The following is an 18663-nucleotide window of genomic DNA, read 5'->3' on the forward strand; positions in this document are numbered from 1 at the left end:
CGCGCGCTGTTGCTCAAGGATAGCGGACCGGCTGCGGCTCTTCCGGCAACGGGATGAACTCGGCATCGTTGGGCACCGTATCGAAGCGGCCCTGGCGCCAATCCTCTTTGGCCTGGGCGATCCGCTCCGGCCGCGACGATACGAAGTTCCACCAGAGATGACGCGGGCCGTCCATCGGCTCGCCGCCCAGAACCATGAATCGGGCGCTTTCCGTCGCACGAATACTGATGCGGTCGCCCGGCCGGAACACCAAGAGCTGGCCGGGACCGAAGCCGTCTCCGGCGATCTCGATCGCCCCCGCGACGGTGTAGATCGCGCGCTCGTCGTAGGTCGGATCGAGCGGCAGGACGGCGCCTGCCTCCAGCATCACGTCGGCGTAGACCATCGGGCTCGACGTGCGGACCGGCGAACGCGCCCCGAAGGCCTCGCCCGCGATCAGGCGGACGGTCTTGCCCTCGCCGGTGAGAACCGGAAGCGCTTCCGCCTCGTAGTGCTCGAAGGCCGGGGCGTTCTCCTCGTCCCGGGCCGTCAGGGCGACCCAGCTCTGGATTCCGAACAGCCGCGAGCCGGTCCGGCGCAGCATCGGGGCGGTGCGCTCCGAGTGGGTGATGCCGCGTCCGGCGGTCATCCAGTTCAACTCGCCCGGCCGGATCGGCAGCTCCGTGCCGAGGCTGTCACGGTGCATGATCTCGCCGTCGAACAGGTAGGTCACCGTCGAGAGGCCGATATGCGGGTGGGGGCGCACGTCCATGCCCTGGCCGAGCAGGAACTCGGAGGGGCCCATCTGATCGAAGAAGATGAACGGGCCCACCATCCGGCACTCGGTGGACGGAAGGGCGCGGCGCACGGCGAAGGACCCGAGGTCGCGCGATCGCGGCACGATCAGGGTCTGGATCGCATCGCAACTGAAATGGTCGCCGGGAACCGGATCGTCCGCACTGTGCCAGCTCATCGCTCTCCTCCCATCGTGTTCGCGGAACGGCGGGGCGCGGAGGCCTCCGCCATGAGGGACGGCGCCACCATACCGCGCGTCGCCGGGGAGACTTATGAGGCAAAGGAGATAGATCGAAAACAGAAACGAACGAAATGCATCGTTTCTTAAAATGCGACCCACCGAGGCCAGGCCGGCAGATCAGGCGCCTTCGATCGACTGTCTTGTCCACAACGCCTGCCGGCAATTGCGCAGGGGGCCAGCGCGACGGATCAGCCGATATTCCCAACCGATTGAGAGGCGCGGCATCCGCGGTATGCATTCCGGTCAGCTGCCGCTGGACGCCTTTCTCAATTCGCGTGCCAGGGGCCGGTCCTCGCCCGTCTCACACACGATGTTCCCCCGCCAGAAGTGACGGAGCTGGAATCCGGCCCGGCGAACAGCCCGACGCCCACGCTCTCCGGCCTGTGCTCGGTCTACATCAACCATTCCCCCGCCGCGCAATCCTTGATCGACAGCGGCAGACCGCGCGGCTTATTGCGTCCAGGTGAGAGATCGGCACTTCCGGTGAGACCCACACGGGGCTTGCCAATCTTGACGAATCCAGGCCGGTACGACGTGCCGAGTGGAACCGGACCTGCGAAGCGTAACGGCAGGTTGTCTCGCGGGGCGACAGCGCAAAACGGCAGCATGGCGCCGATCAACACCGCTGGCTCTGCCTTGCCAAGCTCTCGGTTCTGCCTTCAGGTGTCCCGCCGGTGCGCTGAACCTGAGCCGGATCGAACGGCGGGGAGCGCCCGGCAATGGTCGAGATGACCCCGGTCTGATGTTCGAGAGCGCGACGGCCACGGCTTTTCCCTTCCTCGCAGGAGGCGGGCAACTGGGCGCGATGATGCGCTCAAATGCGTGGTCGCGCTCGCCACTCGGCCATCCGGAGTCCTGGCCTCCCTGTCTGCGATCGACCGTCAGCCTGATGCTGGGCTCACGCTTCCCGATGTTCGTGGCGTTCGGAGCCGAACTCGGCTTCCTCTACAACGATGCCTACGGCGAGATCCTGGGCGACAAGCATCCGCAGGCGCTCGGCCGGCGATTCCGCGAGGTCTGGCCGGAGATCTGGCCCGATATCGTGCCGCTCGTCGAGCGGGCGCTGTCCGGCGAGTCGACCTGGTCCGAGGACATGCCGCTGACCATGAACCGGCGTGGCCACGACGAGCAGACGTGGTTCACCTTCTCCTACTCGCCGGTACGCGACGAGGAGGGCCGGGTCGCCGGCATGTTCTGCGCTTGCACCGAGACGACCGGGCGCGTCCGCGCCGAGCTCGGTCTGCGCGAGGCGGAGGCGCGCCAGCGCGCCCTCGCCGACCATCTGCCGGGCGGCTACGTCTACCAGATTGCCACGCCCCGCGACGGATCGGAGCGCCGGTTCCTCTACGTGTCGCAGGGTTTCGAGCGCATGACCGGCCTGCCGGCGGAGGCGGTGCTCGCCGATCCCGCCGCGGCCTACGACCTCTTCCTGCCGGAGCATCGCCACCGCCTCGCCGAGGCCGAGGCGGTGGCGATCCGCGACGTCGCACCCTTCGATGTCGAGGTGCCGATGCGCCGTCCCGACGGCGGCATCCGCTGGACGCGCATCGTCTCCGCGCCGCGCCCCGTCGGCGACCATCTGATCTGGGACGGGCTCCACCTCGACGACACGGCGAGACGGCAGATCGAGGAGCAACTGCGCGAGAGCGAGCGGCGCTTGCGGCTGGCGACCGAGGCGGCCGAGATCGGGCTCTGGGACGTTGACGAGGTCAAGGGAACCCTGTTCTGGCCGGCGCGGGTGAAGGCGATGTTCGGGATATCGCCGGACGTGCCTGTGACGATGGCCGACTACTATGCCGGCCTGCACCCGGAAGACCGCGAGTCCACCAGCGCCGCCTACGCCGCCGCGGCGGATCCGGACCGGCGCGCCGTCTACGACGTCGAGTACCGCACGGTCGGCAAGGAAGACGGCGTCGTGCGCTGGGTCGCCGCCAAAGGCCGGGGCATCTTCGAGGGCGGGCGCTGCTTGCGCATGGTCGGCACGGCCATCGACATCACGGCGCGCAAACAGGCGGAAGCCGCGCTGCTGGATCGCGAGGCACGCCTCAAGGCCGTCTTCGCGCAGGCCGGCGCGGGCCTCGCCCTGTCGGATCTGGAGGGCCGCTTCACGGACGTGAACGAGACCTATTGCAGCATCGTCGGGCGCTCGCGCGAACAGGTGCTCGGATCTCGCATGATCGAGATCACGCATCCGGCCGATCGCGGGCGCAATGCGTCCGCCTTCGCGGCAGCGGCTCGCGACGGGACGGCGTTCGACATCGAGAAGCGGTACATCCGTCCCGACGGCGAGATCGTCTGGGTGCGCAACAGCGTCTCCGCGGTGCGCCTCGGCGAGGGCACGATCGCCGCCATGCTGGCTGTCAGCGTGGACATCACCGACCGTGTCCGCGCCGAAGCGGCTCTGCGGGAGAGCGAGGAGCAGTTTCGAGTCCTCTCGCAGGTGATGCCCAACTTCGTATGGGCCACCGACGCGAACGGGCGGGCCACTTGGTTCAACGAGCGCGTCTACGCCTATGCCGGGCTCAGTCCGGGTGCGCTCGATGCCGAAGGCTGGCGGGCCATCGTCCATCCCGATGATCGCGACCGTGTGGCCCGCGAATGGCTCGCCGCGGTGGCCGCCGTCGTCAGCTACCAGAGCGAGTACCGACTGAGGCGGGCGGATGGGGTCTACCGCTGGTTCCTGGGCCGGGGACAGCCCGTGGTGGCGGCCGACGGTGCGGTGCTGCGCTGGGTCGGCACCAGCACCGATATCGACGACCAGAAGCAGGTGATGGCCGACCTCCTGCGCTTCAACGAGGCCCTGGAGCGGCGCGTCGCCGAGCGCACGGCCGAGCACGACCGGGTCTGGCGCAACTCGCGCGATCTGTTGGTGGTGGTCGGCGCCGACGGCATCTTCCGCGCCGCGAACCCGGCTTGGGAGGCCATCCTCGGTTATGGCCCCACGGAAATCGTGGGCCGCCACTTCGCGGATTTCATCTGGCTTGACGACGTCGAAGCGACCCATGCCGCTCTCGAGAGCGCCGTACGCACCGGTCCGCTCACCGATTTCGAGAACCGCTACCGCCACAAGGACGGGACCTCGCGCTGGATCTCCTGGCGCACCGCGATCGAAGGCGATCTGGTCTATGCCTACGGGCGCGACGTCACCGCCGAGAAGGCGCAGGGCGAGGCGCTGCGGCAAGCCGAAGAGGCTTTGCGCCAGTCGCAGAAGCTGGAGGCCATCGGCCAGTTGACCGGCGGCGTGGCCCACGACTTCAACAATCTGCTGACGATCATCCGCTCCTCGGTCGACTTTCTGTGCCGCCCCGATTTGCCCGAGGAGCGCAGGAACCGCTACCTCGCCGCGGTCTCGGAGACTGTGGACCGAGCGGCCAAGCTGACCGGTCAGCTCCTTGCTTTCGCGCGGCGGCAGGCCCTGAAGCCCGAGACGATCGATGTCGGCGCCCGCCTGCGCAGCGTGGCCGATCTGATCGATACGGTGACGGGCGCCCGCATTCGGGTCGTCACCGCGCTTCCGGACCGGCCCTGCTTCGTCAAGGTGGACCTCAGCCAGTTCGAGACCGCTCTGGTCAATATGGCGGTCAACGCCCGCGACGCGATGGAGGGCGAAGGCACCCTGACGCTGCGCCTCGATTGCGGACAGTCGCTGCCCACCATCCGGGGCCATGCCGGCGCGCCGGGGCCGTTCGCGGCGGTCTCGCTGCACGATACCGGCGCAGGCATCGCGCCGGAGGTGCTGGCCCATATCTTCGAGCCGTTCTTCACCACGAAGGATGTCGGCAAGGGAACCGGCCTCGGCCTCTCCCAGGTTTTCGGCTTCGCCAAGCAATCGGGCGGTGACGTCGCCGTCGACAGCGCGCCTGGCCGCGGCACCACCTTCACGCTCTACCTGCCCGAGGTCGAGCCCGAGGCGACGGCCGGCGAGGAGCGTGGCAGGCCGGGTTCGATCGAGCCCGGTGGCTTCGGGCAGCAGGTTCTCGTCGTCGAGGACAACATCGAGGTCGGACGCTTCGCCACGCAGATCCTGGAGGATCTCGGCTACGTCACGACCTGGGCGGCGAATGCCGATGCGGCGCTGGCCTGTCTGACCGAGCGGGGGCCTGCGTTCGACGCCGTGTTCTCGGATGTGGTGATGCCCGGCATGAACGGGGTCGCGCTGGCCCACGAGATCAGCAAGCGCTTCCCGGACCTGCCCGTCGTGTTGACCTCGGGCTACAGCCACGTGCTGGCCCAGGAAGGCAGTCACGGTTTCGAGCTTCTGCAGAAGCCGTACTCGGCTGAACAACTCTCGAGAATCCTGCAACGTGTGATGGCACGGCGCACCTGACAGCGCCTCCCCCCTCGCTTTGGGCGGGCTTCAGTGTGCGCCGCTGCGCCGGATGCGGCGCAATCCGAGACGTTTCCAGCCGATCACGACGCCCGACACGGAGATGATCAATCCGGCGGCGGAGAGGAGCCAGAGCACGGCGTCCCAGGCCGGGCGGTTCTGCACCAGCAGGCGGAAGTCGAGACTGTGCGGAGCGTTGAACAGCCAGCGATAGGTCCGCGCGGAACGGTCGGCTCGGTTGAGAACCTCACCCGTCTCCGGGTCGAGATGGAACCACGTCGCGTCCGCATCACTGAACTTCACCCGCAGGACCGGCAGGCGCCGCTGTTGGTGATGGGAATACCAATAGGCATCCTCCTCGGTCAGGAGCACCGCTTCGCGGATCGTGGCATCGGGCAGGAGCCGGCCGGCCGCCTTCACCAATCCGGCGATCGTCGGGGCCGCCCCTGCCGATGTCGAGCCATCCCGGCAGGCCAGGATGGCCCGCGGTTCGCCGCCGAGCCAGCCGAACCGCGCCTCGACGGCGTCGGGGCAGGCTGCGGCGCGGAGGACGGCGAGATCCTGCCCCCAGCGGGCCTCCGTCACGCCGGCATAGCGTTCAATCATGGCTTGGCTCGGCGTCCTCGCGCCGAACCAACGGTTCGGGTTCATCGACAGCCAGCCGCTGGCGACGAAGGTCAGTAGGGTCAGGCCGCCGACAAGACCGCCGACATGGTGCCACGCCGCCCAGCCGCGATAGGGCGAAACCGAGCCTGATGCGTAGCGCTGCCGCAGCCGGACACGCAGCAGCCCGACCCATAAACCGGTCACCGCACCGGCAACGGCGACGCCGGAAACCCAGAGAACGACATCCCGCCACAGAGCGGCCTGCGCCCGCAGGGGTGTCAGGTAGATCCAGTGCGGGATGGCGCCGAACCAGTTCCAGAACCGCTCCCGCCTCGTGGTGTCGAGAGCCACCTCGCCCGTGCGGGCGGAGACGTAGAGGCGGGTATCCTCAGGATCGCCGAGGGCGATGAGATGGAACGGCCGCAACGGGTCGTAGCGCGCCGTCACGGACCACTGATCGCGGTCGATCTCGCCGAGGAGCCGGGGCCGCGTCGCGCGCCGGTCGTGGCGGGCGATGGCGAGCGCCTGCCCAGGATCGATGCCGGTGATCAGGCGCCGTCCGCTTGCCAAGACCGTCGCATGCCCGCCATCCCAACCGACGATGCGGTAGACCGGATCCCCATCGAGCATGGCAAGGCGCAGGTCCCGCGGAAAGCGGGTCTGGCCGGCGGCTTCGAGTGCCTCGCTCGGCGTCACCACCACCCGGTCCCAGGCGAGGCGCGGCAGGCCGCCACGTCGCTCCGCCTCGGTCAAGCTGGGAAAGCCGACATACATCATGACGAGGCCGGACACGAACCACGTCACGAACAGGAGGCAGGTGAGGATGCCGAGCCAGCGATGGGCGAGATAGAGCCAGCGCTTGCCGCGCTTGAGGAGCGCACGCCTCATGATCGATCCACCGGCCGCCGGTCGTTGCGACTGCCGAGCCGGGGCCGCTCCCCTTTTGCGAAACACATCGACACGCGCCCTCAGAAGGCGATGTTATAGGCGACCTCGACCGAGCGAGGCCGACCCAGCAGCCACGCCGCCGAACTCCCCGTCACGGGGTAGACCTTGTCGAGCAGGTTGTAGGCGCGCAGGCTGAAATGCGAGGTCTCGCTCACACGGTAATCCACGCTCGCATTGACGACCTCATAGGCTGGCCGGCGGGCCGTGTTGGCGAAGTCGCTGAAGGTCTCGCCGACGAACTGCACGCCGGCGCGCGCCTCCCATCGCGGCGCGAACGCCCAGCTCAGCCAGAGATTGGCGACGCGCTCGGGCACGTTGACCGGCTGGTTGCCGGCGAAGTTGACGGCGACGCCGGCGACGGCCTGCTGGAAATCGTCGTACTGGGCATGCAGCAGGGCGATGTTGCCCTCCACCCGCCAATTCTCCCATAGGCCGAGCGAGGCGAACGCCTCGACGCCGTGCGAGGATTGGCTGCCGACCTGGACCGACACGGACGGGCGCAGCGGATCCACCGTCAGCAGGTTGTCCTTCTTGATCCGGTAGCCGGCCAAGGTGAACTCGCCGCGGCCTTCCCAGAACGACTGCTTGTAGCCGATCTCGATCTGCTCGCCGGTCGAGAGTTGGAAATCCTTCTGCGCCAGCGTCAGCGTGATGAGAGAGTTCACCGGATCGACGGCGGTGGCGTAGCTTGCGTAGAGCGCGCTGTCGGGCGTCGGGTTGTAGACCGCACCGAAGCGATAGCTCACCGCGCTGAAATCCTTGGTGAAGCCGGCCGAAGGATTGCGCGGATCCTCCCGGCGGACGGTGGGCGCATCGTAGCGCGCGCCGGCGATCAGCGAGAGCTGATCGGATAGGACGAGGCGATTCTCAGCAAACAGCGAGTACTGATTGGAACTCGTGAGATAGCCGAGCGTGGTCGGATCAAGGCTGGTGAAGACGCCCGGGCTGAAGACGAACGGATCGACGCTGCTCTCGCCGCGGTAGGGCGCGTTGTTGGTGTGCTTGAACCGGATGTGGTTGATGTCGAAGCCGGCGACAAATTCGTTGCGTAAGCCGAACAGCTCGCCCTTGAAGGCGGCGTCGAAGCGATTGCCGATCTGCTCCTGATCGTGGAAGATCTCGATCGGGCTGGTTCGGCGGATCAGGCCGGTATTCGGCACGAAGCCATAGGTCTCGACGTTGCGCCAGTGCCGATCCGACACGAGACGGTAGGCCGTGTTGCGGATCGTGATGTCGGCAGTCGGCGTCCACTCGGTCTTGAACTGTGTCCAGTTGTCCTTGAAGACGATGCGGCTGTCGTTGACGTTGTAGTTGTTGAATCGAGTTCGCGGATCGATCCGGCCACCGATCAGCGGCGTCCCGAAGTAGCGCAGGGGCTCCTGGTAGCCGTAATCGTGCGACAGGGTGAAGGCGAGGTCGGGCGTCGCCTGGAAGAGCACGGCCCCCGAGACCGCAAGATTGGCGAAATCGCCGTTCTGGCGCAGCCAGCCATCGGCCTGATTGGCGCTGACGTTGAGGCGGTAGAATACGCTCTCGCCGACTGGACCGCCGCTGTCGAAGGCGAGGCGCTTCACGCCATCCGATCCGAGAGCGGCGCGAGCCGCGTTGATCGGGACGGCCGTCGGCTTCTTGGGCACGACGTTGATGACGCCGCCGATGGCACCGTCCCCGTACAAGACCGAGGCCGGTCCGCGCAGCACCTCGATCCGATCGACGTTCCATGTGTCGAAGGGATAGGTGATCGTTCCGGCGCCGACATAGAGCCGGGTGCCGTCGTAGAGCTGCATCACCGAGTTGACACCGGCAAAGCCGCGGGAGGTGTAGGCGCCCAGACCGTTGCCGGGCGCGCCGATCGTCGTGATGCCGGCCGCGTTCTGGGTGATCGCCTCCTGCACGGTTTCCTGACCGCGCTCGCGGATCTTCTGGCCCGGTATCACCTCGATGCTGGCCGGCGTCTGCAGCGGCGAGAGATCGAGACGGCTGCCGCTGCGGTTCGGCGCGGTGAGATTGAGCCCGGTCGGCGCCGCCGTGTAGGGCGTCCGCGCCAGCAGCCGCGTGCCGGATCCGGCTCCCTGCACGGCAAGCTCCTCCAGAGCGACGGCGTGCGATTCGCTGGCAACATCCGTGCGGTCCTGAGCCGCCAGGGAGGTCGCATGCAGAATGAGGGCGCCGGCCGAGAGCAGCAGGGCGGCCGGCAGGTACTCGGCAGGCGAGTGGGGGCGATCAACGGACGACATGGGACGAGCGGCCTCGGGCAACGGCAGTGGCACGTCACCGCGAACGAGGCCTCGGGCCGCATCTCCCCACGGGAGTGGCGCGCCTTCGACACCCGTCAGGACACCCCGCCCGACGCGTTTCGCGTGTGACCACGACTGACGGCAGGTCTCCTGGCTCGCGGGTCGCTGCCCTCTCACCGTCTTCCCGGGCGAGGCTGCCCAGTGACATGGTGGCGGAAGGCTCGCCGCTTACAGTTGCGGGGGCAGCCGCGGCATCGGACTGACGTCCTCACCGCGTTCCCTTTTGATCCCCGAGGGGAACCGTCGAAGCCTAGCTATTCGGCGCCGGCAGGGAGTGTCAATTCCGATCATGGAACTCGGTGTTCGATCGATGTGGCTAACGGTGCAGCCGTCGCTGGGTCGGGCTTCGCCCGCAACGCCTCGACAGCGGGAGGCTGCGGATCGGTGACGTCGGTCACCGACTGCGGCCGGGCGGCAGGATCATCGCCGTGTCCGGGTCCGTGACGTCACCCTGCTGCTGCGGCTCGACCGTCAGCTTCGCAGCGAGTTCGGGCGTCTTGCCTCCCGCCCGCTCCTGGGTCGCCGCAACCTGCTGTTCGCGGGCCTGTTCCGGCGTCAGCTCGCCGCGCACCACAGCACGGGCGAGATTCAGGCTCAGCACGTTCTCGGCCTCGTCCGCGCCGTAGGCCGTAAGCGTGCCCCGCGTCCGATCCGGAATCACGCTGCCGTTGAAGGTCGCCACTGCGCTGAAGAGGTTGAGCGGCACCTTGTAGGGCAGGCTTTGTTCCACAACGTCGCTGTGCTTGGCCGGGAAGTCGTGCTCGGCCCCGACCTTGTGCACCACGGTTCGGATCCACGGCCCGTTTCGGTGCCAGATCAGCAGGGTCGCCGTCTGCTCCTGCGGCGGGCCGTACTTCTCCGCAATCGCTGCCGCGGCCTTGCGAGCGGGCTCCGGCCAGTCCGCCGCGATCGGTTCGGCGGCGCCGGCGCCGCCGGCTGTGAGGACGAGCGCGACGGCGAGGGCGAAGCGGCAGGAGCCGGACGGGGACATGGAACCTCCCTGATGACGCCGGGCCGGATCGGGATCGCACGCGGCGATGAGAGGGTTGCCGCAAAGGAGTCGCGTTGCCCCGGCCCTGCGCTGGGTATAGGCCCTCTCTATAAGAATGGTTCCAGGGAGACGCCCCATGGCGCAGCCGATGTCGCTGGACGTGAACGGGCGCGCGACGTCCGTGACCGTGGACGACCCCGAAACGCCGCTGCTCTACGTGCTGCGCGACGATCTCGGCTTGCACGGCCCGCGCTTCGGCTGCGGGCTGGGCCAGTGCGGTTCCTGCACGGTGCATATCGACGGGCAGGCCGTGCGCTCCTGCGTCACGCCGGTCTCCGGCCTGAAGCCGGGGGCGAAGATCGTGACGCTCGAAGGCCTCGGCGGGCCCGACAAGCTCCACCCGGTGCAGGCCGCCTTCATTGAGGAGCAGGCGGCGCAGTGTGGCTACTGCATCAACGGCATGATCATGCAGTCGGCCGCCCTTCTTAACAAGACACCGAAGCCCGACGAGGCGGCGATCCGGCAGGCGCTGGCGCAGAACCTCTGCCGATGCGGCACTCATCTGCGGATCGTGCGCGCTGTTCAGCGCGCCGCCGGCACGCTGTGAGGGAGGCTGACGCCATGAACGCGCCCACCCTCTCCCGCCGCAATCTGCTTCTCCAGGGCGGCGCCCTGGTCGTCGGCTTCTCGCTCTCCGGAGGCAGAGCCGTCGCGCAGACGGTCTTCGCGCCGGTGACCACCAACGGCTTCTCGAAGCCGGTCGCGCCGGACCAAGTCGACAGCTTCCTGGCGCTCGGCGCCGACGGCCGCGCCACGATCTTCTCCGGCAAGGTCGATCTCGGCACCGGCATCAGGACCGCGATGGCCCAGATCGCCGCGGAGGAGCTCGACCTGCTCCTCGACCGCGTGACGGTCGTGCAGGGCGACACCGCGCTCACCCCCGACCAGGGCCCGACCTACGGCAGCCTCTCGATCCAGAAGGGCGGCGTCGAGATCCGACAAGCGGCCGCGACCGCCCGCGCCCGGCTCCTTCAGCTTGCCGGCGAACGGCTCGGCCTATCCGCCGACGCGCTGGTGAGCGAGAACGGCACCGTGCGGCCGAAGGCGGGCGGAGCGGGCGTCACCTACGGCGAACTCGTCAAGGACGGACGCCTCGACCTCAAGGTCGATCCCGCTATCAAAACCAAGGACCCGTCGGCCTTCGCCCTCGTGGGCACCTCGGTGGCGCGGATCGACATCCCCGACAAGATCACCGGCCGCTTCACCTACATGCAGGATTATCGCGTGCCCGGCATGGTGCATGCCCGCGTGGTCCGCCCGCCCGCCATCGGCGCGGAACTGCAGGGCGTGGACGAGGCTTCGGTCGCGGGAATTCCCGGCCTGATCCGCGTCGTCCGGCAGGGCAACTTCCTCGCGGTCGTCGCCGAGCGGGAATGGGCGGCGGTGAAGGCGGCCGGACAGCTCAAGGCGACATGGTCGCGATGGGAGGGCCTGCCCGAACAGGACAAGCTCTGGCAGCACGTGCGCGCCACGAAGGTGACGAAGGACGACGTCACCAGCAGCACCGGCGATGCCGAGGCGGCTCTGGGGCGGGCCGCCCGCGTTCTGGAAGCGAGCTACGACTTCGCCATCCACACCCATGGCTCGATCGGGCCCTCCTGCGCCATCGCCGAGTTCAAGGACGGGCTGCTCACCTGCTGGACCGCCTCGCAAATGACGCACGCGCTGCGCAAGCAGCTTGCGGCGATGACCGGTCTCGCGCCGGAGGCGGTGCGCTGCATCTACATCGAGGGGTCGGGCTGCTATGGCCGCAACGGCCACGAGGACGCGGCGGGCGACGCGGCGCTGCTCGCCCGCGCGGTCGGCCGGCCGGTGCGGGTGCAATGGTCGCGCGCCGACGAGCACGGCTGGGACCCGAAGGGACCGCCGACGCTGATCGACCTGAAGGCGGGGCTCGACGGCGAGGGCAACGTCGCCGCGTGGTCCTCGCAGTTCCATGTGCCGGAGGGCGCGGCCGGCAACGTGCCGCTGGTGGCGGCCGACCTCGCCGGCCTGCCGCACGAGACCGCGATGTCGCCGGGCAACATCATCCAGAACTCGGCCCTGCCCTATGCCTTCCCGAATGTGCGCACCGTCTGCCACCGGCTGGCCACGACGCCGTTCCGGCCATCGTGGATCCGGACGCCGGGGCGGATGCAGAATACCTATGCCAACGAGGCCTTCCTCGATGAGTGCGCGGCGGCCGCGGGGATCGATCCGCTGGACTATCGCCTGCGCGCGCTCAAGGATCCGCGCGGCATCGAGGTGCTGAAGCGAGCCGCCGAGATCGCGCAATGGGAGGCTCGCCCCTCGCCGGTCAGGGACGTCTCCGGCGACGTGCTGCGGGGCCGTGGCATCTCCTACGTGAAGTACGAGTTGAACCGGACCTACGTGGCCGGCGTGGCCGAGGTTGAAGTCGATCGCCGCACCGGGCGCGTACGCGTGCCGCGCTTCTTCGTGGTTCAGGATTGCGGACAGATCATCAACCCGGACGGCGTGCGCAACCAGCTCGACGGCAACGTCATCCAGACGGTGAGCCGCGTCCTGCTGGAGGAGGTCACCTTCGACCGCGGCGCGGTGACCAGCCTCGACTGGGCGAGCTACCCGATCCTGACCTTCCCCGACGTGCCCAACGTGGTAATCGACCTGATCGATCGACCGACCGAAAAGCCGTGGGGTGCGGGGGAGCCCTCGGCGGCCATCGTTCCGTCGGCGGTGTCGAACGCGATCTTCGATGCGTCGGGCGTCCGCCTGCGCTCGGTGCCGTTCACGCCGGCCAAGGTGAAGGCGGCCCTGCAGGCGAGCTGACGGGCCAGCGGCCGCCACCGCCGGCCCCGGAGCGCCTGTCGCCTCGCGCAGCAGGCGCTCGCCTCGACGTGATCCGTTCGGGGCCGGGACAAGACGGTGCCGCAGTTCACCTCGACCGGTCGGGACATCGGTATGAGGCGCCTCATAGACGGCCCGGATCGACGGGCTCCAAATCCTTCAGGAAGCGCTGGCCGTTGCGGACATACTGCTCGGCCGCCATGCGCGTCATCGCGGTGATGTCCATATCGCGGGTCGGCACGGCCTTGGCGGGCACCCCGACGATGAGGCTGCCGTCCGGGAATTCGGCGCCCTCGCGGACCAGGGCGTTCGCGCCGACGATGCAGCCTCGGCCGATGCGGGCGCCGTTGAGCACCGTGGCGCCCATGCCGATCAGGGTGTCGGCGCCGATGGTGCAGCCGTGGACAATGGCGCCGTGCCCGACGGTCACCCCCTCCCCGATCGTGAGCGGAAAGCCGGGATCGGCGTGCAGCACCGCTCCGTCCTGGATGTTGGTGCGGTCACCGATCTCGATCGGATCGTTGTCGCCGCGGATCACCGCTCCGAACCAGATGCCGACGTCGAGACCGATCCGTACCCGTCCGATGACGTGGGCGCCGGGCGCGACCCAGATTCGGGTCGCGTCCGCGACGTGCGGGGCGTGCTCGCCCAGGCGATAGAGCGCCATGCTCCGTCCTTTCCAACCGTGTTCGCCGCAACCTGACCGGTGCGGGCGGCGCAGGATATCACTATCAACCGGACGGAAGTCGCGGGTTCTGCCAACGCCCGTGCCCAAGCCAATCCCCTTGCGATGATGGCGAGGCGCGGGCGGACGCGGCGCTCGCTCGGCATCCGCGGTCTCGAACGGCGGCGCGACCGCCTCGGGGCACGTCCCGGTGCGAGCGTATGCCGCTATCCCGGAACGCTCGGTGGACGATTGGGTCTCGAACCTGATGGTAGTGTCGGCATCCGCGAGTCGTTGCCCGCGCGAAGCCGGGTCGTGATCGACTTGGGAGAAAACTTCTGCCTCGCGATCAAGCGAGAGAAGAAGTCTCTCGAAGGCGCCGGAAATACGAAAAACCTCACCATTGCTTCCGGGCTAGGCTCGACCAATCTTTCAAGGCATATCCTGGTCTATCCGCAAACCGCCGTCTGCCAATCCATTGGTTGCCATGCGTCCCGTCCAATTCGATTCTTTCGGCGAACCTGTCGCTCAAGCGGTCGACGAACAGCCCACCACGGCGTCGCGGATTGCCTTGCGGACCGGCGTCGGCCTGTTCTGGGCGGCGGTGGTAGCCATCGTCGCCGCGCGTGCGATCTATTTCGATCCGGCGCTGGCGGAGCGGTTCGGTAGCGTGGCCGCGCTTATCAAGACCGTCGTCGGGGTCTGACCAGCCTGCCGCAAACAGCTCTGATTGATCGGACATGAAGGCGCCGCGGGCTCTCCGCAGCGCCTTTTTCTGTGCGGCATCCCGCCGGTGATACGGTCTCCGCTCGATCGCTTCGGTGTCTCTTCGTCATTGCGAGGCGAAGCCGTGGCAATCCAGGGTTCCGTACTCTTCGGAGATGTCGCATCTTGGATCGCCTCGGCTTCGCCTCGCGATGACGGCGTCGAGCAAAAACCGAAGCGATCAACCAGACATGGCATAACACCGTCCAACGCGGTCCGGGCAGGAAGGGCTTGAGCCGCCGATCCGGGGCATCGGTCGCCCGGCCAAGCCGACGCCCGACATTTCGAGCGCAGGGCTTAAGGCCGCCCGCACACCCGTCTGCGGTGAGCGGCCGGCGTGCTGGTGCGGAAAAGGCTCAAGCCCGAACCTTCGATCGGGACATCTCAAAGAGCGCTCGGCGGCATCGATTGCGTGTAGGAGGTATCTCTTTACACCCCGCGCAGGACAGAGAAATTCTTCTATGAAGCCGGCGTGAAAGCGATGCCGAAATTCGGCATCAAGGGACGACGATGCTGCAGATGAACCGCCTCTCGAGGCCGCCGGAGCTCCGCTTTTCCGCGTCGCGCCTGAAGGAGCTGGCGCCCGGCATCGCGCTGTGTCTCGCGGTGACGCTGGTCTCGATCGGTTTGCAGAACCTCGAAGAGAGCGCCTTCGAGCACCCCTACATCGAGGCACTGGTGATCGCGATCCTGCTCGGCATGGCGATCCGAACCTTCTGGGCACCGAGCCCGCTGTGGCGCTCCGGCATCGCCTTCAGCGCCAAGCAGCTTCTCGAAGTCGCGGTGATGCTGCTCGGTGCCTCTATCAGCTTCGCGGCGATCGTCGCTTCCGGGCCGGTCCTGCTCGCGGCAGTCGTCGCCACCGTGGTCATGACGATCGCCGCCAGCTATGCGATCAGCCGTCTGCTCGGACTGGGCGAGCGGATCTCGATCCTCATCGCCTGCGGCAACGCGATCTGCGGAAATTCGGCCATCGCGGCGGTCGCCCCCGTGATCGGCGCCGACAGCGACGACGTTGCCTCCTCGATCTCCTTCACCGCCATCCTCGGCGTGCTGATGGTGCTCGGCTTGCCGCTGCTGATCCCACTGCTCGGCCTCGGCGCTGGCCAGTACGGAATCTTGGCCGGCCTCACGGTCTACGCGGTGCCGCAGGTTCTCGCCGCCACCGTGCCGGCCGGGCTCGCCGCGACGCAGATCGGCACGCTGGTCAAGCTCGTGCGCGTGCTCATGCTCGGCCCCGTCGTCGTCGGCCTCTCGCTCCTGGCTCCGCGCTTCGACGCGACCGCGGAAGCCGGCGGAACGCGCCGGATCGATCCGTTCAGGCTGGTGCCGTGGTTCATCGTCGGCTTCCTCGTGCTGGCCGCGTTCCGCTCGCTCGGGCTCGTGCCCGATGTCGCGCTCGGCCCGGTCACGCGGACCGCCGGCATCCTCACCGTGATCTCGATGGCCGCCCTCGGACTCGGCGTCGATGTGCGGGTGATCGGACGTGTCGGCGGGCGCGTCACGGCGGCGGTGACGTTGTCGCTCGCGCTGCTGCTGCTGGTGAGCCTCGGGCTGATCCATCTGCTCCGGCTCGGCTGAGCCCGGTCCGCAGACGCCGCTCTCAATCTCGACCTCCCCGACAATCCATCCCATAACCGCCCATCATGGCGCCCCATCCGACACTCTTCGACGAGGCATCGGCGCATCTGCCGCTCTTCGACGACCTGAGCGATGCGACCGTCGATCGTCTCGCTGTCGGCGGCTTCGGGCGCGGGCTGCTCACGGCCTCGCTGCGGGCCCGCCTCCGCAAAGGCGGCTTCGCGCATATGGGGGCGCTGGCGCTCGCGACGCCGGCTGGCCTGATGGCTTTGCGCAAGGTCGGTCCGGTCCGTGTCGGCGCGATCCGAGCCCATATCCTCGATGAATTGGCCCGGTTCCTCCCAGAGGCGCGAGCGATGCACGATCGAGACACGACGGATTGGCGCCGCCTGGACCGATTGCGCACCGTGCCCGTGGGCGCGCTTGGTCTCGTCCCGGCTCTTATCGAACGGTTCGGTTCAAACGGGCCCGGTTGGGCCGATCTCGCGGCGCTGCGGCGCATCGAGGTCGCGAGGGCGCTCGGCGTCTCGGGCGCGGATGTCGACGGAATCGTCTCCGCTCTCGTCCGCGCCGTTCGGCCAGATCCGCGAAGCATGCCGTCGCCCCGGACGCTGCGCGAGGGCGACACGCCGTGCGGGATGGACATTGCGAAGACAGAGGCCGAACTCGTGCGTGAGCGAGACCGCGAGTGGGACGAGGCGGCGCCTGAGAGGCGCGCGTTATCCCGTCGGGCACTATGAGACCAAGTCAGGCGGTGGGCGCGCTACCGGTTGTCGCGAAGCCGGGTGCGACGCGAGATGCCCCATCCTCATCGAGCGCACCGCCGGCCCGAGACGAGCCGACGATCCAGCGAGCGGTGATGCGGGTAGGCATCATACGGTATCCGCGTGATGACCGCGGTCTGTTCTCTCGTCATTGCGAGGCGAAGCCGTGGCGATCCAGGGCTCCGCACTCTCCGGAAAAGTCGCGATCAAGCATCGGCTCGCTGAGCCGCCGCGTCCGCGGCGGGTACGCGGCGAAACAGCAACATGCCGACGATCATGGCGGCCACGAAGGTCGCGGCTTGCGCCGGCAGCACCGTGAGGAGGGTCAGCGCCGGGCCGGGGCACAGCCCGACCAGCCCCCAGCCGAGGCCGAAGACCGCGGCGCCGGCGATGAGGCGCGGATCGATGTTGCGCCGGGTCGGAAGGTCGAGCCGAGTCGCGAGCCCCGGCCGGCCACGCCGCTGCGCGACGCGATAGCCGACAGCCGAGACGGCCACAGCGCCTGCCATGACGAAGGCGAGGCTCGGATCCCAGCGTCCGGTCACGTCGAGGAAGGCGAGGACCTTGGCGGGATTGGCCATGCCCGAGACGATCAGACCGAGCCCGAACAGCAGGCCGACGGCGAAGGCGGATGCGATCGCGGCCATGGCTCAGGCTCCGAGCAGACGATGTGTGACGAGGACGGTCAAGATCGCGGTGACCATGAACATGAGGGTCGCGACGAGTGAGCGGGGCGAACCGCGCCCGATGCCGCAAACCCCGTGGCCACTGGTGCAGCCCGCCCCGAGCCGGGCGCCGAAGCCGACAAGGAGGCCGGCGACCGCCAGGAGTGGGAACGAGGCTTCGACGGTCACCGGTGGCAGGCTTCCTCCCAGAACGGCATAGGCCGGCGGAGCCAGGATCAGGCCGGCCAGGAAAGCGATCCGCCAGCCGATCCCGCCCGCGGCAGGGGCAAGCAACCCATCGAGGATTCCGCTGATCCCGGCGATGCGCCCGTTGAGCAGCAGCAGCAGAGCGGCGGACGCGCCGATCATAAGGCCGCCGAGCGTGGCGCTGAGGGGTGTAAAGCCGTCCATCGGATCACTCCTGAATTGCGACCCCGCCGCATCCGTAGACACCATGCGCCCCTCGCTCGGCTTGGGCGGGCGATGGAGTACGCACTCGTTATCGTTGAATTAGATACTTCTCAATTAGAATTATCTAAATCGATCTTCAACGCAAGCGTGCCGGCTGTTCCCTGACGGGCGGAGCGAGATCGGCTTCGGCTCGCGCTTCGACCGCTGCATCAAGGCCGACCTCGCTCCGGGTCATCGCTCGTCGGGCGTTCTCCGAAGTCGATCTCGCTCCGAGCGAGTCGGTTCACCGCGGGCCACGGCCTCATCCGCCCCGTTGTCGTCGGGGCAGAAGATATCCTTCAAGGTGGCGAGAACACGCGCGGCCCTTGGGTCCGCCAATCGGTAGTACAGGGTCTGGCTCTCGCGTCGGAAAGCGACCAGATCGTCTTCGCGTAGCTTGGCGAGGTGCTGCGACAGGGCCGATTGGCTGAGCTCGACCGCCTCGGCCAGGCTCGAGACGTCCTTCTCACCATGGGCGACCAGCAGGCACAGGATGAGCAGGCGCTTTTCGTTCGCGAGGAGCCGCAGCAAGCGCGCCGCGTCGGCGGCCTTGTCCTCAAGGCGCAGAAGGTCGGTCGGCGTCAGGGCATCCATCGGACCGCATCCCAAAGTGGTCGGTCCCTCTTATTTAGGTAATTCTAATATGTTTCGAGAGGGCCGTCCCGCTGCGCCCGGTTCATGACGCGCGCTTCGGTTGCGGCCGGCCAGGATGTCCAGCCCCGGCA

The 18663-nt window shown here is 68.1% G+C and carries 13 protein-coding genes, 1 pseudogene and 1 riboswitch; of the genes and pseudogenes, 6 read left to right on the forward strand and 8 right to left on the reverse strand.

Annotated features, from left to right (window positions below; translation table 11 throughout):
* Positions 1-13: 13 nt before the first annotated feature.
* Entirely contained in the window at positions 14-952 is a 939-nt protein-coding gene (locus LPC10_RS01455; protein WP_231345123.1) for a pirin family protein, read from the reverse strand.
* Positions 953-1823: 871 nt separating this feature from the next.
* Between LPC10_RS01455 and LPC10_RS01460 the strand changes: the two genes are divergently transcribed.
* A complete protein-coding gene (locus LPC10_RS01460; RefSeq protein WP_370644710.1) occupies positions 1824-5342 on the forward strand; it encodes a PAS domain-containing protein in 3519 nt (1172 codons plus the stop codon).
* Positions 5343-5372: 30 nt separating this feature from the next.
* On the opposite strand, the gene LPC10_RS01465 is transcribed toward LPC10_RS01460, so the two are convergent.
* From LPC10_RS01465 to LPC10_RS01475, 3 genes are all read right to left on the reverse strand, one after another.
* Complete coding sequence (locus tag LPC10_RS01465; protein ID WP_231345125.1) at positions 5373-6836, reverse strand: PepSY domain-containing protein; 1464 nt, start codon at positions 6834-6836, stop codon at positions 5373-5375.
* An 80-nt stretch (positions 6837-6916) separates the two neighbouring features.
* Positions 6917-9133 (reverse strand): TonB-dependent siderophore receptor, encoded by a 2217-nt coding sequence (locus tag LPC10_RS01470; protein WP_231345126.1) that lies wholly within the window; start codon positions 9131-9133, stop codon positions 6917-6919.
* A gap of 122 nt (positions 9134-9255) precedes the next feature.
* Positions 9256-9453, reverse strand: a riboswitch (cobalamin riboswitch).
* 134 nt (positions 9454-9587) lie between these two features.
* Positions 9588-10184 (reverse strand): hypothetical protein, encoded by a 597-nt coding sequence (locus LPC10_RS01475; RefSeq protein WP_231345127.1) that lies wholly within the window; start codon positions 10182-10184, stop codon positions 9588-9590.
* Between the two features lie 136 nt (positions 10185-10320).
* Here LPC10_RS01475 and LPC10_RS01480 point away from each other — a divergent pair, with 136 nt between their 5' ends.
* Both LPC10_RS01480 and LPC10_RS01485 read left to right on the forward strand, forming a co-directional pair.
* Entirely contained in the window at positions 10321-10791 is a 471-nt protein-coding gene (locus LPC10_RS01480; protein ID WP_231345129.1) for a (2Fe-2S)-binding protein, read from the forward strand.
* A 14-nt stretch (positions 10792-10805) separates the two neighbouring features.
* The gene (locus LPC10_RS01485; RefSeq protein ID WP_231345130.1) at positions 10806-13031 is read left to right on the forward strand and encodes a molybdopterin cofactor-binding domain-containing protein; all 2226 of its coding nucleotides are present in this window, start codon (positions 10806-10808) and stop codon (positions 13029-13031) included.
* 142 nt (positions 13032-13173) lie between these two features.
* Here LPC10_RS01485 and LPC10_RS01490 read toward each other — a convergent pair whose 3' ends face one another.
* Positions 13174-13716 (reverse strand): gamma carbonic anhydrase family protein, encoded by a 543-nt coding sequence (locus LPC10_RS01490; RefSeq protein ID WP_231345131.1) that lies wholly within the window; start codon positions 13714-13716, stop codon positions 13174-13176.
* 484 nt (positions 13717-14200) lie between these two features.
* Between LPC10_RS01490 and LPC10_RS01495 the strand changes: the two genes are divergently transcribed.
* The 3 genes from LPC10_RS01495 (at position 14201) to LPC10_RS01505 (ending at position 16799) form a co-directional block, all read left to right on the forward strand.
* Positions 14201-14419: a hypothetical protein gene (locus tag LPC10_RS01495; protein ID WP_231345132.1), complete on the forward strand. Its 219-nt coding sequence runs from the start codon at positions 14201-14203 to the stop codon at positions 14417-14419.
* A gap of 572 nt (positions 14420-14991) precedes the next feature.
* Positions 14992-16059, forward strand: a complete 1068-nt coding sequence (locus tag LPC10_RS01500; RefSeq protein ID WP_370644711.1) for a YeiH family protein — start codon at positions 14992-14994, stop codon at positions 16057-16059.
* Between the two features lie 65 nt (positions 16060-16124).
* Positions 16125-16799 carry a hypothetical protein gene (locus LPC10_RS01505; RefSeq protein ID WP_231345134.1) on the forward strand — a complete coding sequence of 225 codons (675 nt, stop codon included), beginning with the start codon at positions 16125-16127 and terminating at the stop codon, positions 16797-16799.
* A gap of 230 nt (positions 16800-17029) precedes the next feature.
* Here the strand turns inward: LPC10_RS01505 and LPC10_RS01510 are convergent, their stop codons facing one another.
* From LPC10_RS01510 to LPC10_RS01520, 3 genes and pseudogenes are all read right to left on the reverse strand, one after another.
* Positions 17030-17470, reverse strand: coding sequence for a DUF6691 family protein (locus LPC10_RS01510; protein ID WP_231345135.1), 441 nt, complete (start codon positions 17468-17470; stop codon positions 17030-17032).
* 3 nt (positions 17471-17473) lie between these two features.
* On the reverse strand, positions 17474-17899 hold the full coding sequence (locus tag LPC10_RS01515; RefSeq protein ID WP_231345136.1) for a YeeE/YedE family protein: 426 nt from the start codon (positions 17897-17899) through the stop codon (positions 17474-17476).
* 318 nt (positions 17900-18217) lie between these two features.
* Positions 18218-18532, reverse strand: a pseudogene (locus tag LPC10_RS01520) (ArsR/SmtB family transcription factor); the annotation flags it as partial.
* Between the last annotated feature and the right edge of the window lie 131 nt (positions 18533-18663).

It is taken from the genome of Methylorubrum sp. B1-46, from assembly GCF_021117295.1.
In the GTDB taxonomy this organism is placed as follows: Bacteria; Pseudomonadota; Alphaproteobacteria; order Rhizobiales; family Beijerinckiaceae; genus Methylobacterium.